The sequence below is a fragment of the Exiguobacterium sp. MH3 genome, from assembly GCF_000496635.1.
Lineage (GTDB): Bacteria > Bacillota > Bacilli > Exiguobacteriales > Exiguobacteriaceae > Exiguobacterium_A > Exiguobacterium_A indicum.
The window spans coordinates 636,028-660,951 of the sequence record NC_022794.1; the positions used below are offsets into that span (position 1 = coordinate 636,028).

Annotated in this window: 23 protein-coding genes and 1 pseudogene; 10 read left to right on the forward strand and 14 right to left on the reverse strand. The window is 47.7% G+C overall.

The window, feature by feature from the left end:
- Positions 1 to 9: 9 nt before the first annotated feature.
- Genes menH through U719_RS03195 form a run of 3 tightly spaced genes read right to left on the reverse strand, consistent with a single transcriptional unit; the run spans position 10 to position 3,801 of the window.
- A complete protein-coding gene (menH, locus tag U719_RS03185) occupies positions 10 to 786 on the reverse strand; it encodes a 2-succinyl-6-hydroxy-2,4-cyclohexadiene-1-carboxylate synthase (RefSeq protein ID WP_041255002.1) in 777 nt (258 codons plus the stop codon).
- Positions 783 to 2,426 (reverse strand): 2-succinyl-5-enolpyruvyl-6-hydroxy-3-cyclohexene-1-carboxylic-acid synthase, encoded by a 1,644-nt coding sequence (menD, locus tag U719_RS03190; RefSeq protein WP_023467282.1) that lies wholly within the window; start codon positions 2,424 to 2,426, stop codon positions 783 to 785. The genes menH and menD overlap by 4 nt, the downstream gene beginning before the upstream one ends.
- The gene (locus U719_RS03195; RefSeq protein WP_023467283.1) at positions 2,416 to 3,801 is read right to left on the reverse strand and encodes an isochorismate synthase MenF; all 1,386 of its coding nucleotides are present in this window, start codon (positions 3,799 to 3,801) and stop codon (positions 2,416 to 2,418) included. Before U719_RS03195 ends, menD begins: the two co-directional genes overlap by 11 nt.
- A 159-nt stretch (positions 3,802 to 3,960) precedes the next feature.
- Here U719_RS03195 and U719_RS03200 point away from each other — a divergent pair, with 159 nt between their 5' ends.
- The 4 genes from U719_RS03200 to U719_RS03215 all read left to right on the forward strand — a co-directional run bounded on the left by U719_RS03200 (position 3,961) and on the right by U719_RS03215 (position 7,396).
- Complete coding sequence (locus tag U719_RS03200; RefSeq protein ID WP_023467284.1) at positions 3,961 to 4,854, forward strand: 1,4-dihydroxy-2-naphthoate polyprenyltransferase; 894 nt, start codon at positions 3,961 to 3,963, stop codon at positions 4,852 to 4,854.
- Positions 4,855 to 5,032: 178 nt separating this feature from the next.
- The gene (locus U719_RS03205) at positions 5,033 to 5,944 is read left to right on the forward strand and encodes a PfkB family carbohydrate kinase (RefSeq protein ID WP_023467285.1); all 912 of its coding nucleotides are present in this window, start codon (positions 5,033 to 5,035) and stop codon (positions 5,942 to 5,944) included.
- Positions 5,945 to 5,972: 28 nt separating this feature from the next.
- Positions 5,973 to 6,401, forward strand: a complete 429-nt coding sequence (locus tag U719_RS03210) for an NUDIX domain-containing protein (protein WP_023467286.1) — start codon at positions 5,973 to 5,975, stop codon at positions 6,399 to 6,401.
- Positions 6,402 to 6,487: 86 nt separating this feature from the next.
- Positions 6,488 to 7,396, forward strand: a complete 909-nt coding sequence (locus U719_RS03215; protein ID WP_023467287.1) for a YihY/virulence factor BrkB family protein — start codon at positions 6,488 to 6,490, stop codon at positions 7,394 to 7,396.
- Between the two features lie 51 nt (positions 7,397 to 7,447).
- Here the strand turns inward: U719_RS03215 and U719_RS03220 are convergent, their stop codons facing one another.
- The gene (locus tag U719_RS03220; protein ID WP_023467288.1) at positions 7,448 to 9,397 is read right to left on the reverse strand and encodes a heavy metal translocating P-type ATPase; all 1,950 of its coding nucleotides are present in this window, start codon (positions 9,395 to 9,397) and stop codon (positions 7,448 to 7,450) included.
- 185 nt (positions 9,398 to 9,582) lie between these two features.
- Between U719_RS03220 and U719_RS03225 the strand changes: the two genes are divergently transcribed.
- Positions 9,583 to 10,512 carry a DMT family transporter gene (locus tag U719_RS03225; RefSeq protein WP_023467289.1) on the forward strand — a complete coding sequence of 310 codons (930 nt, stop codon included), beginning with the start codon at positions 9,583 to 9,585 and terminating at the stop codon, positions 10,510 to 10,512.
- A gap of 163 nt (positions 10,513 to 10,675) precedes the next feature.
- Positions 10,676 to 10,963, forward strand: a complete 288-nt coding sequence (locus tag U719_RS03230) for a hypothetical protein (RefSeq protein ID WP_023467290.1) — start codon at positions 10,676 to 10,678, stop codon at positions 10,961 to 10,963.
- Between the two features lie 41 nt (positions 10,964 to 11,004).
- Here the strand turns inward: U719_RS03230 and U719_RS03235 are convergent.
- From U719_RS03235 to yfkAB, 3 genes and pseudogenes are all read right to left on the reverse strand, one after another.
- A pseudogene (locus tag U719_RS03235) lies at positions 11,005 to 12,156 on the reverse strand (MFS transporter); the annotation flags it as partial.
- Between the two features lie 71 nt (positions 12,157 to 12,227).
- Complete coding sequence (locus tag U719_RS03240) at positions 12,228 to 12,410, reverse strand: hypothetical protein (protein WP_023467292.1); 183 nt, start codon at positions 12,408 to 12,410, stop codon at positions 12,228 to 12,230.
- 87 nt (positions 12,411 to 12,497) lie between these two features.
- Positions 12,498 to 13,610 (reverse strand): radical SAM/CxCxxxxC motif protein YfkAB, encoded by a 1,113-nt coding sequence (gene yfkAB, locus U719_RS03245; RefSeq protein ID WP_023467293.1) that lies wholly within the window; start codon positions 13,608 to 13,610, stop codon positions 12,498 to 12,500.
- Between the two features lie 84 nt (positions 13,611 to 13,694).
- On the opposite strand from yfkAB, the gene U719_RS03250 reads away from it, so the two are divergent.
- On the forward strand, positions 13,695 to 13,907 hold the full coding sequence (locus U719_RS03250; protein WP_023467294.1) for an SE1561 family protein: 213 nt from the start codon (positions 13,695 to 13,697) through the stop codon (positions 13,905 to 13,907).
- Between the two features lie 40 nt (positions 13,908 to 13,947).
- Complete coding sequence (gene rlmD / locus U719_RS03255) at positions 13,948 to 15,333, forward strand: 23S rRNA (uracil(1939)-C(5))-methyltransferase RlmD (protein ID WP_023467295.1); 1,386 nt, start codon at positions 13,948 to 13,950, stop codon at positions 15,331 to 15,333.
- Positions 15,334 to 15,383: 50 nt separating this feature from the next.
- On the opposite strand, the gene U719_RS03260 is transcribed toward rlmD, so the two are convergent.
- From U719_RS03260 to U719_RS03290, 7 genes are all read right to left on the reverse strand, one after another.
- Entirely contained in the window at positions 15,384 to 16,262 is an 879-nt protein-coding gene (locus U719_RS03260; protein ID WP_023467296.1) for an aldo/keto reductase, read from the reverse strand.
- A gap of 32 nt (positions 16,263 to 16,294) precedes the next feature.
- A complete protein-coding gene (locus U719_RS03265) occupies positions 16,295 to 16,861 on the reverse strand; it encodes a TVP38/TMEM64 family protein (RefSeq protein ID WP_023467297.1) in 567 nt (188 codons plus the stop codon).
- The gene (locus tag U719_RS03270) at positions 16,858 to 18,252 is read right to left on the reverse strand and encodes a cell wall metabolism sensor histidine kinase WalK (protein ID WP_023467298.1); all 1,395 of its coding nucleotides are present in this window, start codon (positions 18,250 to 18,252) and stop codon (positions 16,858 to 16,860) included. Before U719_RS03270 ends, U719_RS03265 begins: the two co-directional genes overlap by 4 nt.
- Positions 18,249 to 18,932, reverse strand: coding sequence for a response regulator transcription factor (locus tag U719_RS03275; RefSeq protein WP_023467299.1), 684 nt, complete (start codon positions 18,930 to 18,932; stop codon positions 18,249 to 18,251). The genes U719_RS03270 and U719_RS03275 overlap by 4 nt, the downstream gene beginning before the upstream one ends.
- A gap of 127 nt (positions 18,933 to 19,059) precedes the next feature.
- Positions 19,060 to 19,620: a GNAT family N-acetyltransferase gene (locus U719_RS03280; RefSeq protein ID WP_023467300.1), complete on the reverse strand. Its 561-nt coding sequence runs from the start codon at positions 19,618 to 19,620 to the stop codon at positions 19,060 to 19,062.
- 230 nt (positions 19,621 to 19,850) lie between these two features.
- On the reverse strand, positions 19,851 to 20,990 hold the full coding sequence (locus tag U719_RS03285; protein WP_023467301.1) for an amidohydrolase: 1,140 nt from the start codon (positions 20,988 to 20,990) through the stop codon (positions 19,851 to 19,853).
- A gap of 18 nt (positions 20,991 to 21,008) precedes the next feature.
- Positions 21,009 to 21,917 (reverse strand): TIGR01777 family oxidoreductase, encoded by a 909-nt coding sequence (locus tag U719_RS03290; RefSeq protein WP_023467302.1) that lies wholly within the window; start codon positions 21,915 to 21,917, stop codon positions 21,009 to 21,011.
- Between the two features lie 133 nt (positions 21,918 to 22,050).
- On the opposite strand from U719_RS03290, the gene U719_RS03295 reads away from it, so the two are divergent.
- Together U719_RS03295 and U719_RS03300 are read left to right on the forward strand one after the other, a co-directional pair.
- Complete coding sequence (locus U719_RS03295) at positions 22,051 to 22,869, forward strand: RecX family transcriptional regulator (protein ID WP_023467303.1); 819 nt, start codon at positions 22,051 to 22,053, stop codon at positions 22,867 to 22,869.
- A 318-nt stretch (positions 22,870 to 23,187) separates the two neighbouring features.
- On the forward strand, positions 23,188 to 24,915 hold the full coding sequence (locus tag U719_RS03300) for an ABC transporter ATP-binding protein (protein WP_023467304.1): 1,728 nt from the start codon (positions 23,188 to 23,190) through the stop codon (positions 24,913 to 24,915).
- Positions 24,916 to 24,924 lie beyond the last annotated feature (9 nt).

A 24,924-nucleotide genomic window follows, 5' to 3' on the forward strand; every position in this document is an offset into this window, starting at 1 on the left:
CCCAATATGTTAGTGATGAATAAGTAGATTCTCTACCATTGTAACAAACTTTTGCGGTTGGTCGATATGTGGGGCGTGCGAAGCGTGCAAAATCACGTGAATTTTTTCAGGTGATGCCGCTCGTGAAGCGATGGCACGGAATTTTTCATCCTCTTCCCCGACGATCCAATCAATCTCTTTCGGAAGACATGACCAAAGGGATGGCATGCTCCCTGTACCTTGTGCACGTAACGAAGCACTCAGACCTTCCACCGTTTGGGACAGGCGCTCCTGACGCAGTCGCGTACGTTGCGATTCCGGCAGAAGGGCTTGGGGTTTAAATAGTCCAAGTGTCTCCCAGTGATCGATGAAAGCTTCGAGTCCGCCCTTTTCGAGTCGCTCCGCAAGCAATCGATCCGATGTACGACGTACTTTTCGCTCGATTGCCGTCTTGATACCGGGTGTCGTACTAACAGCGATCGTCCGAGCGATTTGCTCAGAGACGACGCTCAGCATTAAAGCGATTCGTCCACCCATCGAATATCCGAGGACGATCCATGGCTCGGTTCGCATAGCGAGCAGTGCCTCGAGATCCTTGACCTGTTGCGTCAAACGCATTCGTTGCTCAGACGCCGGTGTCGTTTTTCCATGTCCCATCAAATCAAGGCGATAGACGGTGAAGTGAGTCGATAAATGCTCACTTAGCATGTCCCACGTCGAGAGCGAGCCTGTAAAACCATGAAGCAATAGGAGCGGTGGACCCGATCCCTCGATTTTCACATGATACGTATGCCCACGCAAAATCATTGGAACACCTCGGCTAACGCATGATTCGTCACGTCCCAGATCGAACGGTGCATCTGTACGTTTTCTGTTCGTGTCGTCTTGACTTCAAGAATCCGAGTGATGTTCGTCTCTTCCGCAAGTGCTTGACGTAACGCGGCGATGGAATCGATCGCCTGATAGGTTACACCGTATCCGGAAGCGAGAGAAGCGAAGTCGAGATGCTGCGGTGTACCGAAAAGTGGTTCGAACACCTCTTGCTCGAGTTGCTGTTGTGGTAAAAAGCTAAATATTCCGCCACCCGCATTGTTGACGAGAATGATCGTTAACGGAAGCGTCCGTGCTGTCATCAGACCGTTGATATCATGAATGAACGCTAAGTCGCCGACGAGTAAATAGCGGTGTGTGGCGTCAAACGTTGCTCCTAGAGCGCTTGAGAGAATGCCGTCAATTCCGTTCGCACCTCGGTTCGCGAGTAGACGAAGCGGTGTTCCTGTCGGTAGGAACGTATCGACATCCCGTATCGGCATACTGTTCGAAACGAAGAGACTTCCGTCCTGTAACGTCGTCAACGCACGGACGACGTTATACTCCGTCATCTCCTCTTGGTCGATTGTCGCAAAAGCAGCGGCGACGCGTCGCTCCGCCTGTTGCAACAGTGTCAGATACGCAGGATCATGCGGAACAGATATATAATGCGTGAGTTGTCGCGCGTGACCAATTACGAAATCCGAATGGAGTTGAGGGTCACGCCAATTTCCTGGATGACCGACGACCGTCGTCGGAATATCCCGAGACCAAAGCAGATAAGGTTTTGACGTCGGCATGGCACCGAAACGAATGATTCGGTCTGGTCGGACGTACTGAGCGGTAGCTGGATGTTTGAGCCATGTATCGTAATAGGCAAAAACGTGAGCATCATGCGATTGTCGTCCTTGACTGAGTGGATCCGCCAATACCGGAATCCCTGCTTGTTTCGCATACGAGATGACAACCTGACTGTCCGCCGCAGTAAGTTGTGGTCCAAGTACAAAAAGAAGACGCTCTTCTTGAAGTGCGGTCGCTAAAGCGTCGTTTACGCCCGGTGTCGGTTCAGGTAAAACACCGACCGGGCGTCCTGTCCGTAAGAGATCGAGTTCCGGCACGAGTGGTTCACGTAACGGAACATTGATTTGAACCGGACCAGCTGGTTCCGTTAGAGAGAGTAGGGTTGCGCGTTGTGCAACATGAGCGACGTAAGGAAGGCTCGCTTCTTCTGCTAACGGAAGATCAAACGCATGCCGAACCTGCTTCCCGTACAGACCAACCTGATCAATAGCTTGTGGCGCACCGACATTCCGTAATTCATGTGGTCGATCGGCGGTCAAGACGATCAGCGGAAGTTCAAAAATATTCGCTTCGGTCACTGCTGAATAATAGTTCGTCGCAGCGGTACCGCTTGTACAAATCAACGCAACGGGACGAACGCGTTCTTCCGTCCGTGTTAGACCTAAAGCAAAAAAACTAGCCGACCGTTCGTCAACAAGGACGTGGGTACGGCTAGAAGGATGCAGAAAAGCAGCAATGGCAAGTGGTGTCGAACGGGAGCCGGGACTGATGACGAAGTCCCGGACACCAGAAGCGACGAGCGTATCGATTAACGTGTGCATCCACTTAGTCAACATAAATATCATCCTTTTCAATCGAACCGACGTGTCCAAGTGCTTGTACCATCGGTGATAGTTTAGTTTCCGTCTCTGCCAGTTCACTATCGAGATGAGAGCCTTCGACGAGACCGCAACCGGCGTAAAGAATGACCGCCCGTTCTGTAAACAATCCAGATCGAATGGCAACGATGAATTCCCCGTCATCCTGTCCGTTCATCCAACCAACAGGTGAACCGTACCATCCTCGTTCGAACGTTTCGATTTCTTGGATGGCATCGACTGCTAACTGCTTAGGTTCGCCCCCAAGTGCAGGTGTCGGATGCAGTTTTTCGATTAATTGGAATAACGTCACATCTTCTTTTAAATGAGCTGTGATCGGTGTATAAAGATGTTGAATATGGCGATTCTTCAAGAGAATCGGCGTATCCGGACAATCCAGTTCCTCTGAAAATACAGATAATGTCCGTTCAATCGAATCCGCGACGATTCCGTGCTCTACCCGGTTCTTTTGATCTTGTAATAACGATTGACCGAGTGCTTCGTCCATCTCATCCGTTGCGTGGCGTGGTGCAGAACCAGCGACGGCTGCCGTTTCAAGACGACGTCCACGTTTTAAGACGAGTCGTTCCGGTGTAGCGCCGATAAAGGCTTCTTCCGGATTTGGTTGGAAACAGAAGACGTAGCTGCCGGGCTGCGTATCTTCGAGTTCAGCGACGACAGCGGCTACGTCGAGTGGACGATCCAGCTCATAGACGACTTCGCGCGCCAGGACGATTTTTTCAAGTGTCGTCTCCAAGTAGTGCATCGCTTGATGGAACGAAGCTTCAAAGGCTTCATTCCCATCTCGCGATAGTCGTAAGCGCGTGACGCCTGCGGCAGTCGATGGTTGCGGTTGATTGACTTTGGCGAAATCGAGTGCGAGTTCATTTAAGATAGAATCGACTTGATCCATTGGCTCGACGCGAGCAAAAATCGTCACACGTGTCTTGCCATCTTGTTCTAGAAATAAAAACTTCGGAATCGTCATCGAAGCGTCTCCGAAGGAAGACCAACGATAATCCGGTTGTTTAAGTTCGGTAAACGAAAATCCGCTGAACGCAAATAAATCATGACCGACATGATCGCGATTCAAGTTTGCCCATTGCGATTGAATTCGTAAAAAACGATCCGTTCCTGAAGCCTGAAGTTGTTGTACGATGCCAAACCCGATGGCCCGCATCGAGCGATCAGGTGTCGCGAAATAAAATCGTTCCTCGATACCCTGTTCGAGGGAACGCATGTCAGTTGCTTCGATTTCCCATGAATACGAAGCGAGTATAGGTCGTTGTGAGGCGTTCGCCTGACTGACGGCCTGTTCGATACACTGTTTTAGCTCTTGTTGAGCGTAAGCCATACCGCTCATTGCCCCCTAGTCTATAGATACTGTGATATGTTTCACTTAATCTAAGTGTAAACTTTTTGCGGACAAAAAAGAAGGAATAAGCTATCTCGGATTGAACATTGACAGCAAAAAACGAAACCCGATACACTTAGACAGGAAAGGGGTTATTATATGAATAAATCAATCGCTGTCTATTGGCGAATGACACGACCGCATACATTAACAGCAAGTTTTGTTCCGGTCGTCGTCGGTACGGCAGTTGTCGCACCACGCGTGGAATCGATACGCTTGGATTTGTTCGTGGCGATGTTGATCGCATCGATGTTGATTCAAATCGCAACGAATCTGTTCAATGAATACTACGATTACAAACGTGGTTTAGATACGGAGGAGTCGGTCGGAATCGGTGGATCGATCGTTCGTGACGGATTCAAGCCGGGAACGATCCTAGCGTTCGCACTTACATTGTATGGCATCTCGGCATTACTCGGTGTGTATCTGTGCATCGAGACATCGTGGTGGTTACTTGTCGTAGGACTCATTTCGATGTTCGTCGGATATATCTATACAGGAGGACCGCTTCCGATTGCCTATACACCGTTTGGAGAAGTCGTTGCAGGCTTTTTCATGGGGTATATTATCATCGCGATTTCGGCGTACTTGCAAATTGGTTATGTTCCGACAGAAGCCGTTGCGATTTCGGTACCAGTCGCCATCTTGATTGGTTCAATCCTACTTGCGAATAACATTCGGGACTTGGATAATGATAAGGTCAACGGACGAAAAACGATTGCCTGTCTCGTCGGACATCGCCGTGCCGTGTACGTCTTGATCGGATTTTTTGCGGCAGCTATCCTGTCTCTCATTATTGCTGTACTCGCATTTGACGTTTCATGGTTTGCGTTACTCGCGTTATTGAGTATTCCGCTCATGATCAAAGCAGTACGTCTCTTCTGGGAAGACTTACCACCGGAAAAGCTGATGCCTGGCATGGCACAGACCGGTAAAGTGAACACGATTTTCGGACTCTTACTCGCAATCAGTCTCGTGATCGCGAATATCTAATCTTTAATCAAAGCAGCAGGCGATCCGCTTGCTGCTTTTTTAACGTGAAGATAACGAACAGTTAGAAAAAAACTACTTCGGTTGTCACTGATTTAAAATTTTACTATAATTGAAGCAATGTGCCTGAAAGATCAAACAAGGTCGGAAATCAGGAAATATGGTTAGAGGTGGAACTGAAATGAATAAAATCGCGGTAATCGGAAAAGTATTCGTCGACATAAAAGGAACTTCGTTCGCTCCTTTGCATAAGGATGCGAAAAACGTAGGAGACATCACGTTTTCAAATGGAGGAACAGGACGCAACGTAGCACAAAATCTAGCCGTCCTCGGGAATGAAGTTCGCTTTATCTCGACGGTTACGAATGATCAGATTGGCGTGGGAGTGCTCGATGAGCTGAAATCTTACGGTGCAAATGTGGATCACGTCGAAATGTTAGAAGATCATGGAATGGGCATGTGGCTAGCTGTCATGGATAATGAAGGCGATTTGCAAACATCGATCTCAAAACAACCAGATGCCAAGTTGCTCGAAGAGGCGATTTTACGTCAATCAATCTATGCACTCGATGGAGTCGATGCCGTTGCAATCGATCTTGATTTGTCCGTTACGGTTTTAGAACGTTTGATTCATCTATGCCGTAAAATGGAGTTGCCATTGTTTGGTGTTTGTGGTCACTTGAGCGTCATCGAACGTAATCGTCATCTGCTACAAGGATTCACTGGATTCATTTGTAGCCGAGAAGAGGCGGAAATTCTGTCTGATCTGTCGATCGTGACTGTTGAAGATGCGATTCATGTAGCGAATGAGCTAGCGAAAAAGGGTGCTCCGTTCACGGTCGTGACGATGAGTGAACTCGGGGCGGTCTACGTTGATCGTCGTACAGCGACATCAGGTCATGTCGGAACGAAAAAAGTAAAAGTCGTTGACTCGACGGGAGCAGGCGACTCATTCTTCTCTGCTGTCTTGTCTGAATTGACACAAGAAAAGTCAGCAGAAGAGGCATTGAAGCTTGGTATGAAGGTTGCAGCAGAAGTCATCGCTTCGACAGAGAATGGACTCGTTCCTGAAATGCTGGATACTCTTCAATAAGTCGAAATAATAAAAGGGAGGTGGCGTCATGCCGATTCAACGAAGTGCAATCATTTTACGAAACGAACAGGATCAAATTGCGTTGATTCGTCGGGATAAACTGAACGAAACGTATTATGTCTTTCCAGGCGGTGGGAAAGATGATGGAGAATCGTTAGAAGAAACAGCGATTCGTGAAGCACATGAAGAACTTGGAATCGACGTGGAGTTGACCGGTATTGCCGCCATCGTCCGTTTTAATGGATTTGATAATCCTTATTTTTGGGCGAAAACAATTGGTGGTCGGTTTGGCACGGGTACGGGTGAAGAATTCGAAGAGGAAGGATCGGGTTATACACCGGTCTGGATCAAGCGTTCGGAGCTACCTTCGTTACCGGTTCGTCCACCGTCACTTGCCAAACAGCTGGCAGAAATGACAGAACCATTCTATGAATTAATCCTTTCTGAAAACGAATGAGGTTTTAGTTGAAATAAAATGGGAAAAGTATATTAAAACAATGAGGTGGTCGTTGACTGCCTCTTTTTCATGAAGGAGAGATGACGATGGCGCATTCACGCGATCCAAAAGGGCTTGCCCTGAACTTAAAGCAACGAATGTCCGATCATAACATCACGGATTATGCAGGGACACTCGCTTATTACTGGTTTTTATCCATTTTCCCAGGTATCATTTTCGTCATTTCCGTCTTATCTTTCTTTGACATCGATCGTCAGACGCTCGAATCACAAATTCGCGACTTAGCGCCAGGTGGAGCCGTCAACACATTCACGGATACGATTTTCCAAGCCATCAAGGAACCACAAGGTGGATTGTTATCGATTGGTGCGATTCTTGCTGTCTGGTCCGCTTCCAAAGGGGTCGATCGTTTGATCACGACAGCAAACCATGCCTATGGTGACTTCTCGCCACGTGGTTTCGTCGCAGCACGTGGGATTGCCTTATTGCTCACGATTGTACTCGGAATCGGGATGTTGCTGCTGATCGTCTTGAATGTGCTCGGTGGTCCGATCATCACGTATCTTGCCAATTTCGTGCTTCCGATCGATATGGGGCAAAAAATCCTACTGACGGTCTTACGGTATGTCGTGTCGACGATTCTATTGATCGGTATCCTGTCGATCTTTTACCGCGTCGCACCAAAGCGTCCGATTACATTCAAAGAAGCAATTCCAGGAGCCGTTTTTGGTGTCATCGTCTGGCAATTATTATCGGTTGGATTCGGATTTTACGTCTCGAACTTCTCGAATTACAATCAAACGTACGGTTCGCTCGGTAGTGTCGTCATCTTGTTATTATGGCTCTACTTCACAGGGCTGATCATCTTACTCGGTTCTGAATTGAACGCATCATGGGAACGATTCATGAAAAAAGCGGATCCGAAGAAAATGGAAGAAAAGCGCTTGAAGGAACAAGCTGAACTTGATGCCATTCCGACGAATACGTTCGGATGAAGATACGAAAAAACGTCTGACTGCCTTCCGGCAATCAGACGTTTTTTCGTGTTAAGCAGCTAATCGTTTTTCAGATGAACGCTGTGGAAGACTTGGTAAAGCATCCTGTTGAAGAAGACGTAAACCGTTCAAGATGACGAGAATCGTTGATCCTTCGTGTCCGACGACGGCGAACGGCATGATGAGGAACTGGGACAAATTCGATGCGATCAATAGGAGGATGACACCGATCGCAAGCGTGATGTTTTGTTTGACGATCCGGTTCATCTTCCGGGCTTTGTGCACAGCATAGGCAAGACGACCTAAATCATTTTTCATCAAGACGACGTCAGCGGTCTCAAGCGCAGCGTCCGTTCCTTCACCCATCGCAATCCCGACATGTGCTAATGCAAGGGCTGGGGCATCGTTAATGCCGTCACCGACCATCGCGACGGTCCGACCTTCTGTTTGGTATTGTTTGATGTAGCGGACTTTATCTTCCGGTAGGCACTCAGCGACGAAGTCCGTCAATCCCGCCTCACGTGAGATAGCAGCTGCCGTGACCGGATTGTCACCAGTTAACATGATCGTTGCGATGCCGAGATCATTTAAGGCAGCAATCGCTGTTTTGGCTTCCGGACGAATCGTATCACGTAACGCATAAAGCGCTACGATCTGTGCTCCATTGCTGACATAAACGATCGTATGCCCTTGCTCTTTCAATGACTGTTCGATCGCGACGAATGGATCGTCTAAACCATCATGGAATGCCCGTTTACCGATACGATACGTGACACCATCGACAGTTGCTTCAATCCCGTATCCTGTCACATCCTTAAACGTTGATGGTTCGCGGACATCGGTTTTTAAGTGATCGACGATTGCTTGGGCGAGTGGATGGTTCGACTGCGCTTCGATGGAAGCAACCGCTTGTTGGACTGCGCGGACGTCCATGCCTTCCGCGTAACGACTTTCAGTGACGACGGGTTTCCCTGTTGTCAGTGTTCCCGTTTTATCGAAGACGATCGTATCGACTTGACCGAGCGTTTCGATGTGGGCGCCTCCTTTAAAAAGAACGCCATTTTTCGCAGATGCGGCAATTGCAGATAAGGCAGCAGGTGTAATCGACGCAACAAGGGCACAAGGTGAGGCGACGACGAGAAGAATCATCGCGCGATAAATACTTGTCTCAAATGTCCAGCCAACGACGTAATGAGGGAGGACCATCATTAGTGCAACGACGAGGAGGACGATTTTGACATAACGGCTTTCGAAACGTTCGATGAACTGAGCAGATGGAGACTGTTCACTTTGTGCGTTTTGGACCATATGAATGATTTTTTGGAACAACGATTCGTCAGCAGCTTTCGTCATCTCAATCGTCAAGACACCATTCATGTTGACAGTCGAGTTATAAACGGTATCACCTGTTTGTTTTTCAACCGGAATCGATTCTCCTGTAATCGATGCTTCTTCGATCGCGGCTTGACCGCGGACGATGACACCATCGACTGGAATCCGCTCCCCAGGACGAACATAGACGAGGTTACCGATCGCTAATTGTTCGATTCCGACGACTTCGAGTTGACCGTTTGCATTCAGACGTGTTGCTTCCTCTGGCTGTAAAGACATCAAGCTTTGCAAGGCACGTTCGTTCTTATTCATCGTGTATGTCTCAAGGGCACCGGATAACGCAAAGATGAAGATGAGGATCGCACCTTCCATCCAGTATCCGATAGCAGCCGCACCGATGGCAGCTAAAATCATCAACAATTCGACGTTCAACGTTTTTTCTTGATACGTCTCCGTCAATCCTTCCTTCGCTTTCGCATATCCTCCGATTACATAAGCCGATAAGTACAATGTGACATAAACGGCAGACGCCGTATTGAATTTTTCGAGTCCGTAAGCAACTAAAATCAATATTCCGCTAAACAATGCTAGAATCAATTCGTGATGCTCATCCCAAGCATGACGGAATACGGAACGCTGTTGAACATCGGTAGTAGTGGAAGTCGTCATATTAAAACTCCTTTCAAAATGTAAATGAGAAATGAAATCATTATAGAAAGAGAATGAGAATGTGATATATCAATGAGTTTAACTGATTGATAATGAGTTTCATTGTCTCTAGATTATAATTATTATTATCTGTAGAATTACTATACCATGCTTCAGTGAAAAGGAACAGGAAAGGAACTAGAAAGATGCAAAAAATTTTAACCCATCGGATTGGACTCGTCGTCTTTGCGTTACTGACGACTTTTTTGTGGGGAAGTGCGTTTCCCTTCATTAAAAAAAGTTATGACTTATTACAGATCACATCTTCCGAATACGGAGAGCAATTACTGTTTGCGAGCTATCGTTTCTTTTTAGCAGGTGTGTTATTACTTGTCGTCAGTGTCTTCGTCTTCAAACAGACGATCACACTGAAGGAGCGGACCTACGCCTATAGTCGTCTCGGCTTCTTTTTGACGTTCTTGCAGTATGTCTTCTTTTATATCGGTCTATCTTTATCAACTGGCGTACAAGGATCAATCATTGCCGGATCGACTTCGTTCTTTCAGATGTTGCTGGCACATTTTCGATATGAAGACGATCGACTGAATCGATTTAAAGGACTCGCCTTATTCCTTGGATTCACAGGTGTCATCTTGGCCAACTGGCCACAAGGTGGGCAAGGTGTCTCGTTTGGAGTAGGGGAAGGATTATTGATCGCAGCAATGGTTTCCGGGGCGTTCGGTAACTTGATTGCCAAAGAATACTCGGCACGTTATCCGGTGGCACCGATGACTGGATGGGCGATGGTCATTGGATCAATCGGTCTCTTTATCGCAGGAGTCATTCTCGATGGTCACGTCGCACCATTCACCTTTTCAACGACAAGTGCTTGGATGCTCGTGTATCTTGCCTTCTTATCAGCGACTGGATTTACGCTTTGGAACTTACTAATGAAATATAATCCAGTCAGTAAAGTGTCGTTGTTCATGTTCTTCGTACCGATCTATGGTGTCAGTTTATCGGCCTTGATTCTCGGCGAGACGATTCCACCGCAAGCGTTGCTTGGGTTACTCTTCGTCGTCAGTGGTATCTTAGTCTCGACGTACCTTCCTGTATGGTTTCAAAAGCGAGGTTGACGAAGATTCAGAATCGTGCAAGAATAGTTTCAATCAAAGTAACTCCCAATCGTTCGTTGCTCAAGCCGACCCGTTCGGCTTTTTTCTGTACGGTCAAGTGAAGACCGATTCGGCCTTGTCTGAAAGGCTAGTGCGACTATAAAACGAAAGGAGATGAAAACGAATGGAACGGAATGAGATCGTTCGAAAGATCATTGCCACTCGTCGTCCACGTGATGAGTTTGCCCGGTTCGTCGTAACGTGCGTCAGTCAACAATTGAAGGAAACCCATGGAGATGTGGATGTGGAAATCATCGAGGCGGAGAGAGGTTACGATTCAGTGTGGTCAATCAACGGTCGAGAGGTCGTCGTGCTGCTCGAGACAGAAGAGCTGAAGCGTGCAAAAGAACAGCCGTATGCGATCGACGATAAGCTCTGGCGGAGTTTTCGGCAAGAAGGAATCGTGAAATAAAACAAAGGATCTTGCGCATCATTAGCGCAAGATCCTTTGTTTTAGATCCGGGATGATTCGTGACGGTTCGCGTATCGTAAGAGAAACGCAAGTGTCGCTAGAACCAGAACGAATAGACTGAAATAAAGCATAGCTGGAAGCAGAACGAACAAGCTGCCAGCAATCGGTCCAAGGATCGAACCAAGACTAAAGGCAATCCCTGCAAGCAAGTTGCCCGTCGGAAGAAGGTGTCGCGGTAACTGTTCCGTCATATAGGCGACACCGAGCGAGTACGTCGAGCCAAGTGCCATCCCGCTAATAGCAAAAATCGCGAATAACCAACCGTATTGTTCGAAGACGAAGCAAGCGATAAGGAAAGCAACGGAGCCAATCGAAAGAACGGTTACTAACGTCCGACGTTTTCCGAAGTGATCAGCAAGTCGTCCAAGTGGAAGTTGCATGATCAACGAGCTGACGACGAATGTCGTGATCAAGGTACTCGTCTCAGATAGACCGTACCCGTTACGCGTCGCAAAAACGGGAAAACTGGCATTCAGTGTGGCTTCGAGAAAACCATATGTAAAGCCAGGAAGTAACGTGAACCAAGCAGTTGATAGGACAAGTTTATACCGTGAGGCGGCGCTTTGCAGCTCCTCCGGCATGACGGATGACGGTTTTTCGTTCGGCATACGCGATAACAAGATCAGGACGATGACAGTCAATGTACCAGTCAACACGAATGGTAGCCAGTTGATGACATCGACGAGAGGTGCCGCAAGAGGACCGAGAGCAAAACCGAGACCGAATGCCATCCCGTATAGTGACATCGTTCGTCCTAACCGTTCATTTGGGGTAATGGACGTCACCCAAACCTGTGATCCATAGTGTAACGTCTGATCACCAAATCCGACGAGGAACCGTAAAATCATCCAAGCAATGACGCTTGGAAGGAGTGGAAATAAGAAAACCGCCACTGCAACAAGAGCGAGTCCAAACGAGATGACCGGAATATAACCACGTCGTCGTAGTGGACCTTCCATGAGAGGGGCGGCGACGATGACACCGATATAGAGAACGGCAGCGCTGAGACCGTTGATGAAAGCGGGGGTTCCTTGGCGTTCAAGTAAAATAGATAACAGTGGAATCAGCAGACCTTGCGTGAATCCGGAAATGAAGACGATCGATAAGATAAGAGCAAAACGACGTGACACAAGTAACGACGACCTTTCTTTTTTCTTTTAGCATAACACGCCCCGGTCTCTGAAACGGGAGACCGGGGCGTGCTTCATTTATTTTCTTGTTCAAAACGTGTCGGACGCGGCATATGCAGAAGATGTTCGTCCCAGTCTGTCTGGTCGAATACTTCATCATGTTCGATGCTGTGTGAAGCGCGAATACCAACCATCATGACGAACAAGACCATACTGAACGTACCGATGATTGCGACAATACCTACGAGCCATTCCATCCCGGTCACCCCTTTTAGAAAAACAGAATGTGTCTACTTTGTGACATTTTTCCCGGGATGCCATCGTTCAAAACCTTTTTTTTAGTTTTAAAGCCGGCTGGACTGTTTTGTGAAATCAATCTCAGGGTAATATGCGTTTTTCACAAGCGCGTTCGGTCCAAGGCATTGCACCGCAGGGCAGTGACATGACAAGCTTTTATTCAGTTCTGTCTCTTGCCACTCGGCATAAGCATCATTGAAGGATGTCTCATGAATCGTACCTAGCGAAGCAAGTTCGTCACCGAAATCCGTTACGATGATCTCGCCATCAAAGATGTTGACGTTAAGACGGGAACGTCCATCAGGGTCATTGCGAACAGAGACGTTTTTCTCTTGACGCAATCGACGATGAAGTTCTAAATCCGCCTCTTCCATCGAACAAGCATAGAAGGGGAGTGTTCCGAATAACATCCAGACGTTCGGATCCCGGACGTCAAGCAAACGATGGATCCCGTCGCGAATTTCGGGCAAGCTAGCTGCTTCGATCATCGACGCGAAGTCAGCGGGGTACATCGGATGCACTTCATGACGGACACACCCCATGTCGACGATTTCCTTATGAATCGCTTCAAGGTGTGGTAATGTCCGTTTATTGATCATCGTCTCTGCAGAAACGATGACACCACGTGCATTTAGAACACGGGCATTCTCTTTCATCGTCTCGAAAAGCTTCGTCCGTGCTTCACGTGACGGTTTTCGTTCCATCATCGCAAAGCCACCATCGATGAAATCATCAGCTGTTCCCCAGTTATGTGAGATGTGCAAGACATCTAAATAAGGAATGATTAATTCGTAGCGAGATAACGGAAGTGTTAAATTTGAGTTGATTTGGGTTTTAGCACCACGTTCGTGGGCATACTTAAGTAAAGGGACAACGTACTCCTTGATGGACTTCATTGAAAGCATCGGTTCGCCGCCGGTGATTGAGAAGGCACGCAGATGTTCGATTTCATCCAGACGTTGAATAAGTAGCTCGACTGGAATCTCGGGTGACTCGCTACTGGATAACATGTAACCGACGGCGCAATGTTCGCAGCGCATGTTACACAGTTTTGTTGTCGTGACTTCAATGTTCGTCAAACGGACCGTGCCGTATTGTTCAATGTCGCGATAAGCTTCCCACGGATCGTTCGCAATCGTGATGGGTGATGAATGTGACATAGATACTCCTCCTTTTTAGTGCTCCACTTCGTATCGTATGCTAAAATAACGTCGGAATCCAGCGGAAGAAAGGAAGTCTGAATAATGGGAAAAGCAAGAACTGATAAACTTGGTCAAATGAATGTGCTAAAATCAAGAATGCAGCTTCTCTGTCATACAATCGATTCACTCGATGAATCATCAGATATCGAAGATTTGGAACGACTGATCGTATCACTGGATCAACTCAAGGCGAAGGTCGTTCGATATGCAAAGGATATGAAAGAACAAGAAGAAACGAAAAAAGCGGTAGATTGAGACCGCTTTTTCATTTGCGTAAAGAGAAAGGATGAAATCAATGGCAACAAAAATCAAATTACAGACGGGTGAGGTCCGTTCGGTCACTTGTCTACGAATGGGAATCAACGGTGAAGGGATCGCAACACTTGAACGACAAATCGTCTTCATCCCAGGTCTACTCGTCGGTGAGACAGCACAGATCGAGATCACGGAAATTCATGCGAACTATGCGAATGCAAAAATCTTAAAGCGTGACGATCGTTCACCAGACCGTGTTACTCCACTTTGCCCGGTCTATAGTGTCTGTGGCGGCTGTCAATTACAACACATGAGTTACGATGGACAATTGCGTTATAAGGAAGAAATGCTTCGCAACGCTTTCTTGAAATCAACGAAGTTGAATGTCGAAAAAGCCGATATCCGCCCGACGATCGGTTCGAGGGAGTGGGGATACCGCAACAAGTCGCAATTCGTCGTCGGGAAACAAGGCAATGAAATCGTTAGCGGTCTCTATTCTGCGAATTCGAATCGTTTGGTCGCGATTGATGATTGTGTCGTCCAAAACAAGGATACGCTTCGCGTCAACCAAGCTGTCACGAAATTACTCAATGACTATAAAGTACCCGTTTACCATGCATCAAAACAAGATGGTGTCATGCGCCATATCGTCGTCCGGACAGGAATCAAAACGGGCGAAATTCAAGTCGTGCTCGTTGCCTTTAAAGACGGCTTCCGTGATCTAGAGGGCTTATCGCGCGATATCATGGACATTCCAGGTGTCGTCTCGGTTGCACTGAACATCAATGATAAGTTGACATCACGTGTCTTCGGAGAAGAGACGGAAGTCTTGCGTGGCGTTGAACGGATCGAGGAAGAGATGGGGGAATTCACGTATCAATTGTCTCCGCGTGCCTTCTTCCAATTGAATCCGGAACAAGCAGAGCGGATGTATGAAGAAATTGCGCGTGCTGCTGCTTTGACAGGCGAAGAACGTGTCGTTGATGCATACGCAGGTGTTGGTTCAATCGGACTTTGGATCGCTAAAGGAGCAAAAGAAGTCCGCGGTATGGAAATCATTGAAGAAGCTGTCGAAGATGCCAATGCGCACATGAAGCAATACGGATTCGACCATGCCCACTACGTCGTCGGTAAGGCAGAAGCGTGGATTCCACGTTGGGTCAAAGAAGGCTGGATTCCGGATGTCTTCATCGTCGACCCACCACGCTCAGGTTGCGATACACAATTGTTGAACGCGATGATCTCGTCTAAAGCGAAAAAAATCATCTATGTCTCGTGTAACCCGCAGACGCTTGCGCGCGATTGCGATCACTTGATGAAAGCGGGATACAAGGTATCGTACATTCAGCCGTACGATATGTTCCCACAAACAGCGCACGTCGAAGCAATCGTCGTGCTCGAAAAAAAGAAAAAGAAAAAGTTCTAAGTAACAAGCCCGTATGCACTCTTTGAACGAGTGGACATACGGGCTTTTTATCATGTTTGCGAAAGATAACCGAACGTCGCGTCACACTCAGCGAAGCGTTCCTTCAACCGAGCAACACGATCAACAGGAAGTGGACCGCGCTCGATCAGTTGCTGATTCAGCGCGAGGTGTTCTGATCGAGACGTACCGATGATGGCTGTCGTGATCCCTGGCTCAAAGACCGTGAAACGAAGGGCAGTTTCAAGCCAACTGGATTCCTCGAGTGGATAAGCGAGTTGTTGCGCACGTTCCCAGTAGGGTTCGACGTACTGTCCGACCGGACGCTCTGCGAATCGCCACGGGGCGTTACCGATTGGACGCTTGGCGATGACACCGTGATCTAGAAGGGTGGGCAGGACTTCATCGACACGTTGATCAAATAGATTGAATGACGTTTGGAAACTGTCGAAGCGATTCGTTTCGATAGCATATGTTAAGTCTTCCCGATCACCGGAATAAGCGATGACGCGGACTTTTCCAGCTTGTTTTGCTTGTTCAAGCGCTTCGATGACATCTCCCTGGGCGAGAATTTCTCGACTACAAGAATGGAGGTGTACGATGTCGAGATGATCCGTTTGCATCGTCTGTAAGGCTTGATCGATGCCACCATGAACCGCTTCAAAGGTCCAGTCCTGCGTACCGGGAACATCGTAGCCGACTTTCGTCGACAGAATGACGTCGTGGCGACGATTCTTTAGAAATTGTCCGACGCGTTGCTCCGATAAGCCATAGCCGCGTGCTGTATCGATCAGATTGATGCCGAGATCACGTGCTTGTTCGAGTAAATAAACTGCTTCGCGATCCGTCATCTGTTCTGCGCCGATGTGACCAGCTCCGAACCCAAGCGGGGATACGAGTAGGTCGGATGTTCCAAAACGTCTTAACTCCATGAACGATACTTCCTTTCAGAAAACCTGTAGTTTTATATCGATGATGCTCGTTTTTGTTGAATACGATAGGCCAGATAACCAACGAGTGCCACGCCTGCAATCGACCATTGGATGATGGATGAGGATTGCATGAACTGATGGACGGCGAACACTTCGATTAACATGGCTGGAATTTTTCCGATCGTACTCGCAGTCAGGAAAAGTAGGATGGAAATACCACTAGCAGCACTGACGATGTTGACGATGCCAGACGGGACGAACGGTAACAGCCGCAGCAAGATGATCGTCCAAAATGCTTCATGTCCTTGTTGTGCTTGTAGTTTTTGTTGCAAACGAGCGAATCGATCCGGAAGTGGGCGACGAAGGGCATACCGCAGTCCTTTTCGGTAAAGTAGAAACGCACAAACCGCACCTAGGACTTCACCAATGAAAGAGAGCAATGTGCCCATCCATAGACCGAAATATACGAGATTCGCAGCGGTGACGAACGTACTCGGTAGGACACCAAGTACACTGACGACGACGCCGACTAAGATACTAACGAACGGAGCGAACGGTCCGAAAAGTTCAAAGGTTTGGATGACATGATGTTCCATCATTCGAATCCATCCTCTTCATCCGGAAGAAGCGGTAACTCGATGTGGACAGTCGTTCCTTCTCCAAGAACGGAGTCGAACCGGATTGTCCCATCATGACGATCGATGATGTGTTTCGTGATGGCAAGACCAAGACCGGTTCCGCCATCTTTACGCGTCCGTGATTTATCGACACGGTAAAAACGTTTTGTCAGTCGATCAAGATGCTCTTCCGGAATGCCTTCTCCTTCGTCCCGGATAAGACAATGCGTCCGGTCGCCGATCGTTTCAGTCGATAAGAAAATCTGTTTTCCAGGCGGTGTGTACCGTAAGGCGTTATCGAGTAAATTGCCGAAGACTTGCTCGAGGCGGTCCGTATCGCCTAAGACGATTTGATCCGGGTCGAGATTCATGACGAACGTGACTCCTTTTGACTGGGCGATGGGTTCCATCCGGTAAATGACATCTTCAAGTACTTGACTGAAGACAAGTGGTTGTTTCGACATCGGATAGGAATCGCGTTCAAGTTGAGCGAGATCGAGCAGATCATTGACGAGACGTTGCAGACGTTCCGTTTCCCGCTCGATGATTTGGTAATACTGCGCACGCTTTTCTTCCTCGAGCGAATCATCCTGCATCATCTCCGTATAGCCACGGATGTAGGAGAGTGGTGTCCGCAATTCATGACTGACGTTCGCGAGGAACTCCTTCCGCTGCTCGTCGACTTCTCCGAGCGATTCCGCCATCTTATTTAATGTTTCTGCGAGTTCCCCGATCTCATCGTCCGATTGAATCGGAATCCGATAATCAAAGTCACCTTGTGCATAAACAGTCGAGGCGCGCTTCATGTCGATCAACGGACGGATGATCGTATCGATGATTTGTCGTCCGAAGATGACGAGATTCAAGACGATCAGTCCGATCATGAAGAAGATCATCAGGCGGAGTGGGCGGAATGGTTCACTGATTTGACCGAGTTCTAGATATAAAATCAATGTACCGACCAGTCGATTGTTTTCGATGATCGGAAATCCGGTCATCAAAATGTCCGTTCCTTCAATCGGATGGGTCCGACTGGAGACGACGGTTTCACCGTTTCGAAGTTCTTCGATATCCGCATTCGTCAAAAAGCGCAGTCCAGCTGGATTTTTCTTCAGGAAATCGATGAAGAAGACTTTCGATTCCGTCAACTCATTCGTATAAGTCATTCCATCGTAAAAAGCACCAGATAATCCTTCAGATTCATAAATGTTGATCAGCTTTTCGCCTCGGTTCAATAAGATATCTTCCTGCGTCTGAAGATAGAACCGGTCGTAGAGATAGAACGTCAACAAGACGAATAAAATGGCGGAAAAAACGCTTGTGAACCAAATCGTGATCCAAATCCGGCGCCGGATCGTATAGCGCTTAATCATACTTCCTCGAATTTATAACCGATGCCCCAGACCGTTTGAATCGAGCCACCAGCTTCCCCAAGCTTTAAGCGAAGTGTTTTGATGTGTGTATCGACCGTCCGTAAGTTCCCGATATAATCCGCACCCCAGATTTGATCGAGTAACTGTTCACGAGAAAAGACCTTATCATTGTTTTGAGCGAACAGGTGCAGCAAATCAAATTCCTTACGTGTCAGGCTGACCGGCTTGCCATTGACGTGGACACTCCGACTTTCGGTATCGAGTTCGAGCATTCCGAGCGTCAGGGTAGCCGATTGATCAACTGTAAAGCGATGAGAACGACGAAGCGTCGCTTCGATGCGAGCAAGCAGTTCTCGAGGGCTGAATGGTTTTGTAATATAGTCATCAGCTCCGATTTTCAGCCCGTGAATGCGATCGAGTTCATCCGAACGTGCCGTCAGCATGATGATCGGAACGTTTGAGAACTCACGGATGCGCATACATGCTGTCAAGCCGTCCATTTCCGGCATCATGACATCGAGTAGAACGAGATGGAATGTATTTTGTTGAATGAGATGGATTGCTTCTTGTCCGTTAGAAGCTGTCATCGTCGTGTAGTGTTCTTTTTCAAGATTCGAGACGAGAAGATCACGCATTTGTGCTTCATCATCTACTACGAGAATGTTAAACGATTCTGGCATTAGTCTTCGCTCCATTTCCTGTAGAAGAAAGTGTTTCCTCCATAAAGATGAGTTTTCTTATTTATCATACCATTTCAAACTTTAGAAGCGCATGCGTGGACACAAAAAAGCATGAGAGACAAGGCTCTCATGCTTCGAGTTGTTGGTGATCGTATAGTGTTTCGAGTTCCCGACCATGAATGTACATGTGGAAACTAGATTTTGAGACTTCATATAGCGTGAACTGTGTCTCACCGGCATTCAATTGCTCAAGAAGCGCAGGGCGCAACTCATCCGCACAGAACGCATACGGCAATTTTTCAGCTGCTTTTTGTGACCGAATATTGCTTTTGCGAATTTTCATGAAGACACTCTCATATCCAAGCTCGAAGAACAGCTCAGAGAAGAAGGCTTCTTTCGCTAAATGATTGTATCCTTTACCATGATACGGTTTACCTAACCATGTACCGAGAAACCCATATTGTCCTTCGATATCGAGTAAACTAATCGTACCAATCGGTTGATCGAATTCATCTAGGATGGTACGTGATACGATTTCACCACGTTCTTCCTCTTCGATTGCCTGCTTTGTAGTAAACAGAAATTCATCAAAGTACCGTGTTTTTTGGCGGACGTACGGATATACGTCTTGATGCTGCATCAGTTCGAACAAATCAGCGCAGTCGCTCAGCTCCCGTTGCTTGAGCATACTTCCATTCCTCCTTTTAGGACCGCAAGAATGATTGTCGAAAGCTACCTGTCTGACTCGTTTGAACCGCGCATGGTATGCCTTCTTCAGTTGTCGGATAAGATAATATTACCTTCTTTTTTTAAAATTGCAAGAAAATAATTTTTGTGAAAAAAGATACAAAAACAAGATGTTTTCCGTAAGCGTCTAAAACCCCCGAAAGGTGCAAAAAACACCTGGCGGGGGTGGGGTTAAGTCAAGTTCAGTTGAGCGTGTTCAAAAATGATTTTTCCGTCAATCATCGTCATGAGCGGCTTCGCTAAATAGTCGAGTGGGAAGTGACTCCATAGGACGAGATCCGCGTCTTTTCCGACCTCGATCGATCCGACGCGATCGTCCACACCGAGCGAGCGGGCTGGATGAATCGTGATCGCGCGCAAGGCGACATCGACCGGTAGACCTTCTCGTGCAGCTAGACCGGCACAGAGATTCAAGTACTGGACAGGGGTGTACGGATGATCGGTCGTAATGGAGATTTCAAGACCATGCTCATGAAGAATTCGATACGTTTCCCATGTCTTATTCTTCAGTTCGATTTTAGACTTTCGCGTGAAGGTTGGTCCGACCGTCACTTTTTCAATCGGTAATTGTTCCATCTCTTTTGCGACGAGATGACCTTCCGTACAATGTTCGATACGTAAATCGAGATCGAACTCTTCCGCAAAACGAATGGCGGAAAGGATATCATCTGCTCGGTGCGCATGTACACGAAGCGGCATTTTATGATCAAGGACCCGTTTGATCATCTGATGGGCGAACGTTTCGGAAACTCGTTGTGTCCGAACTTCAAGAAAGGCTTCGCGCAACATCCCCATGATGCCCATCCGTGTCAGTTCACCGGCGCGACCAGCACTATGGACACGCTTTGGGTTTTCACCGAGCGCCACCTTCAGACCCGCGTACTTTCGAAGAATCATATCATCAATGAACCGTCCATGCGTCTTGATGACACTCGTGACACCACCGATGATGTTCATGCTACCGGGCATGACTTGAACGGTCGTAATCCCGTGCTCGACGGCTTCCTTAAATCCTTCATCAAGTGGGTACACTCCATCAATGGCACGCAGATGAGGAGTCATCGCAAAAATCGTCTCATTCGCATCATTTCCGACGGTTCCGGTACCTTCGTCATATAATCCGAGATGTGTATGGGCATCGATGAAACCGGGTAATAAAAAGTGACCTTCTGCTTCAATGACTTGATCGTTTTCTAAGTGATCCAGTAATTCACCGATTTCAATGATTTTCCCATCACGAATGCGGATGTCCCCGTAAAAACTGTCCGAAGTAATCGGATAGATATGTGCGTTTCGAATTAAGATATCCAAGTATCGTCCACCCCTGTACTAGTTTGAATGCTCGATTGCTCGCAATGCATCCTTTAGTTCAGCATACCGAAACTTGTATCCGTTTTCGAGCGCTTTTTTCGGAACGACACGAGCTCCTTCTAGTACAATCGTACTCTTTTCACCGAGTGCGAGTTCTAACGCGAAGCGTGGCGCCGGGAGCCAGTGTGGGCGATGTAAGACTTTTCCGATCGTCTGACCGAAACGCCGCATCGTCTCCGGATGAGGAGCAGTGATGTTCAGCGGTCCTTCGACTGTCGGGGTCTCAAGTGCGAATACGAATAAATCGACTAAATCATCGATGTGGACCCAGGAGACCCACTGTTTTCCGTCGCCCATCGTCCCACCACCAAACAAGACATAGGGCAGGCGCATTAATGGGTAAGCGCCACCGGCTTTCGTTAGGACGACACCGATTCGTGGATGGACGAGTCGAATGCCAGCGTCGGCAATCGGACGGGCAAGATCTTCCCACGCGACACAGACATGACTTAAGAAGTCAGCGGTCGGTGGAAGGGGGTGATCTTCAGAGAAGGTTTGATGCCGATCTTGTCCGTAAATGCCAACCGCAGAAGCAGACAATACGACATTTGGCTTTTGATCGAGTGCTTCAACGATTCGAACGAGCTCCTTCGTCGTGCTGACGCGACTGTCGAGAATGACGCGTTTGCGTTCATCTGTCCAACGTCCGTCGTTGATCGAAGCACCAGCCAGATGAATGAATGCATCAACGCCCTCTAAGTGCTGTTCCGGTTTTGCGTCTTCTGTCATCCACTTGATATATGTGACATGCGCGTCATTTGCTTTCGGATGACGCGTTAAGATAAAGATATGATGTCCTTGCTCGAGTAAACGCTTCGTCAAGGCTTGACCAATCATACCGGTTCCACCGGTAATCGCAATGTTCATGTAATCCATCCTCCCTGAAATAAGTAAAAGTAGCTTCTTTCCATTTGTTCCCGTTCCATGGTTTCACTCAAACATAGACCTGCCTGTTCATGATATCGTAGAACTACCGAATCAGGTTAGGGGAGGGAACGACATGAAGATCAAACGGATCTCGACGCAGAAAAAGAACAGCGAACGATTCAACATCTATGTCGAGCGTGATGGCAAAGAGGAATATGCCTTTGCCGTAGACGTCGATATCTTAATTAAATACAATCTACAACGCGATAAGGAACTCGATGACGATTTCGTCAAGGAAGTGTTGACGGCTGAAGAACAGCAAAAAGCGTATCGTCTCTCGTTGAATCATTTATCGTACCGCATGCGGGCGACGAGTGAAGTCGTCGCCTATTTAACAGAGAAAGAGACACCGGAGCATGCGATCAAACATGCAATCGAGCGATTGACGGAGCAGCGCTATCTGGATGATCAACAGTTCGCACTTGCTTATACGGCAACGAAAAAAGCGACGACACCTCAAGGTCCGGGACGGATTCGCCGCGACCTTGAGGCATTGAAGATACCGAAGACGGCGATCGATGAAGCGATCGTGACGTTTACGGATGAAGAGGAATACGAAAAAGTCCTGAAGTTTTTGCGGCAAAAGCAAAAAGAGCTGCAACGGCGTTCCGTGCGGGAACTGACACAAAAGTTGCAGTTAACGCTCATGCAGCGTGGGTTTTCGTCCGATTTGATTAAAGCGGGCATTGAAGAGGTCTTTCGAGCTGAAGAAGGTGACGAAGAAGAACAAGCGGCCCTTTATCAAGCGCGCAAGTATTATCCGAAATACCGGCAACTTGAACCGTTCGAACGCGAACAGAAAGTGAAACAAGCGCTCGTCCGAAAAGGATTTCCATACGGTCTAGCGGCTCAAGTCCTCGAACAAGTCAAAGAAGAAGAGGCGGAACAATAAAAGCAAGACGAAAAATTGACAATTATCCGACAATTGTGCTATTCTACGCACAGACTAAGAAAAGGAGGAACCGTCCTATGAAAAAGCCAATTGGTTTCACTCATATCCAACAGCTGAATACGACGGAGACTCTTGAGCACGTATAAGTAATTCATTTCATGTGCGAGCAAGGGGATTCGTCTCCCGAGCGCGCAGACGAACAAGAATGCATCATGCCCATTTCAAGGCATACGGATTCTCGGACTGCATCCGGAAATCCGTATGCCTTTTTGCGTGCTCGGAAAAAGTACTTCATTTCACAGTAAAGGGGGGACCCTCATGCGTTTATTTCGGCAATTGAGTTGGTTTCTAAAAGAACACAAATCATCGTATCTCGTAGCAGTCGTCTTATTGATCATCACCGGCTTCATCGATTTAACGCCGCCATGGCTAATCGGTAAGGTCATCGACGGATTGCGGTCGGGATCGATGGACCAGGCGACGCTCTTGCAATACGTCATCGGATTAACAGTCATTTCCATCGTTTCCTTCATCTTGACGTATCTGTGGTTAGCGAAATTATTCGGAACGGCATTTTTATTAGAACGGACACTTCGGAGTCGCTTTTTTACGCACTTATTGAAACTGACGCCGACGTTCTACCAAAAGAATCGGACGGGAGACTTGATGGCGCTCGCGACGAACGACTTGAAGGCGGTCGAGCGGACAGCCGGATTTGGTGTCTTGACGCTCGTCGACTCGTTGAACATGACGGCAATCACGCTCGTCGTCATGGGGGTGGCGATCGATTGGAAGCTGACGCTCGCTGCCTTGTTACCGATGCCCCTTCTCGCCTACGCGATGAATAAGCTCGGAAGTCAAATTCACGGACGTTTCATCACTGCCCAGGATTCATTTGGAACGATGAATGACCAGGTCGTCGAGTCGATTTCCGGACTGCGTGTCATCCGCTCGTTCGTACAAGAACCAGTCGATGTTAAACGCTTCGACGATGTCACGACGGATGTCTTTGAGAAAAACATGCACGTCGCAAAAATCGATGTCTTGTTTGAACCGATCATCAAGTTGCTCGTCGGTTTCAGTTACTTGATCGGCTTATCGTTCGGGACATATCTCGTCTTTACGAACGACATCACGCTCGGACAATTGGTCGCCTTTAACATCTATCTCGGGATGCTGATCTGGCCGATGTATGCCTTTGGTGAATTAATCAATGTCATCCAGCGCGGGACAGCAAGTCTTGACCGCTTAGAAGCAACGATGCGAGTCAAACCGTTGATTGCTTCGACACCGCGGGAACACGTCGAACATCCCGAGCGGATCGAGATGAACGATTTGACGTTCACGTATCCAGAGACAGCCCATCCGGTCTTACGAGATTTGAATATGACGATCGAACAAGGAACAACGATCGGTATCGTCGGACCAACGGGATCCGGGAAAACGACGTTCTTGCGTCAATTCTTACGTGAGTATCCAATCGGACGGGATATGCTGACGGTCAACGGCGTACCGTATGAAGATGTTGCGCTAGAGACGGTTCGCGGATGGACCGGTTACGTCTCACAAGAACATTTATTATTCTCAAAATCCGTTCGGGACAATATTCTATTCGGTGCAGGTAAAGCGACAGAAGAAGAATTGCAGGAAGCGATTCGTCTCGCATCGTTTGAAAAAGATATCGAAACGCTGGAACAAGGACTTGAGACGATGGTTGGTGAACGTGGCGTCACGTTGTCGGGAGGACAAAAGCAACGTCTCTCGATCGCGCGGGCGATGTTAAAAAAACCAGAGTTGCTGTTGCTGGATGATTCACTATCAGCAGTAGATGCGAAAACGGAATCACATATCATTGATTCGATTCGATCGAATCGCCACCAATCCACGACATTAATTGTTGCCCATCGCTTATCGGCAGTAGCACATGCGGACGAAATCATCGTCTTGCAAGACGGAATGATTTCTGAACGAGGAACACATGACAGCCTGATGGCACAAAATGGCTGGTACGCTCAACAATTCGAGCGACAAAGTGAAGAAATGTAAGGAGGTGCC

Bases quoted from the DNA above. Each gene is read 5' to 3' on its own strand.
- menH (WP_041255002.1), bottom strand. From the start codon at position 786: ATGATTTTGCGTGGGCATACGTATCATGTGAAAATCGAGGGATCGGGT.
- menD (WP_023467282.1), bottom strand. From the start codon at position 2,426: ATGTTGACTAAGTGGATGCACACGTTAATCGATACGCTCGTCGCTTCT.
- U719_RS03195 (WP_023467283.1), bottom strand. From the start codon at position 3,801: ATGGCTTACGCTCAACAAGAGCTAAAACAGTGTATCGAACAGGCCGTC.
- U719_RS03200 (WP_023467284.1), top strand. From the start codon at position 3,961: ATGAATAAATCAATCGCTGTCTATTGGCGAATGACACGACCGCATACA.
- U719_RS03205 (WP_023467285.1), top strand. From the start codon at position 5,033: ATGAATAAAATCGCGGTAATCGGAAAAGTATTCGTCGACATAAAAGGA.
- U719_RS03210 (WP_023467286.1), top strand. From the start codon at position 5,973: ATGCCGATTCAACGAAGTGCAATCATTTTACGAAACGAACAGGATCAA.
- U719_RS03215 (WP_023467287.1), top strand. From the start codon at position 6,488: ATGGCGCATTCACGCGATCCAAAAGGGCTTGCCCTGAACTTAAAGCAA.
- U719_RS03220 (WP_023467288.1), bottom strand. From the start codon at position 9,397: ATGACGACTTCCACTACTACCGATGTTCAACAGCGTTCCGTATTCCGT.
- U719_RS03225 (WP_023467289.1), top strand. From the start codon at position 9,583: ATGCAAAAAATTTTAACCCATCGGATTGGACTCGTCGTCTTTGCGTTA.
- U719_RS03230 (WP_023467290.1), top strand. From the start codon at position 10,676: ATGGAACGGAATGAGATCGTTCGAAAGATCATTGCCACTCGTCGTCCA.
- U719_RS03240 (WP_023467292.1), bottom strand. From the start codon at position 12,410: ATGGAATGGCTCGTAGGTATTGTCGCAATCATCGGTACGTTCAGTATG.
- yfkAB (WP_023467293.1), bottom strand. From the start codon at position 13,610: ATGTCACATTCATCACCCATCACGATTGCGAACGATCCGTGGGAAGCT.
- U719_RS03250 (WP_023467294.1), top strand. From the start codon at position 13,695: ATGGGAAAAGCAAGAACTGATAAACTTGGTCAAATGAATGTGCTAAAA.
- rlmD (WP_023467295.1), top strand. From the start codon at position 13,948: ATGGCAACAAAAATCAAATTACAGACGGGTGAGGTCCGTTCGGTCACT.
- U719_RS03260 (WP_023467296.1), bottom strand. From the start codon at position 16,262: ATGGAGTTAAGACGTTTTGGAACATCCGACCTACTCGTATCCCCGCTT.
- U719_RS03265 (WP_023467297.1), bottom strand. From the start codon at position 16,861: ATGATGGAACATCATGTCATCCAAACCTTTGAACTTTTCGGACCGTTC.
- U719_RS03270 (WP_023467298.1), bottom strand. From the start codon at position 18,252: ATGATTAAGCGCTATACGATCCGGCGCCGGATTTGGATCACGATTTGG.
- U719_RS03275 (WP_023467299.1), bottom strand. From the start codon at position 18,932: ATGCCAGAATCGTTTAACATTCTCGTAGTAGATGATGAAGCACAAATG.
- U719_RS03280 (WP_023467300.1), bottom strand. From the start codon at position 19,620: ATGCTCAAGCAACGGGAGCTGAGCGACTGCGCTGATTTGTTCGAACTG.
- U719_RS03290 (WP_023467302.1), bottom strand. From the start codon at position 21,917: ATGAACATTGCGATTACCGGTGGAACCGGTATGATTGGTCAAGCCTTG.
- U719_RS03295 (WP_023467303.1), top strand. From the start codon at position 22,051: ATGAAGATCAAACGGATCTCGACGCAGAAAAAGAACAGCGAACGATTC.
- U719_RS03300 (WP_023467304.1), top strand. From the start codon at position 23,188: ATGCGTTTATTTCGGCAATTGAGTTGGTTTCTAAAAGAACACAAATCA.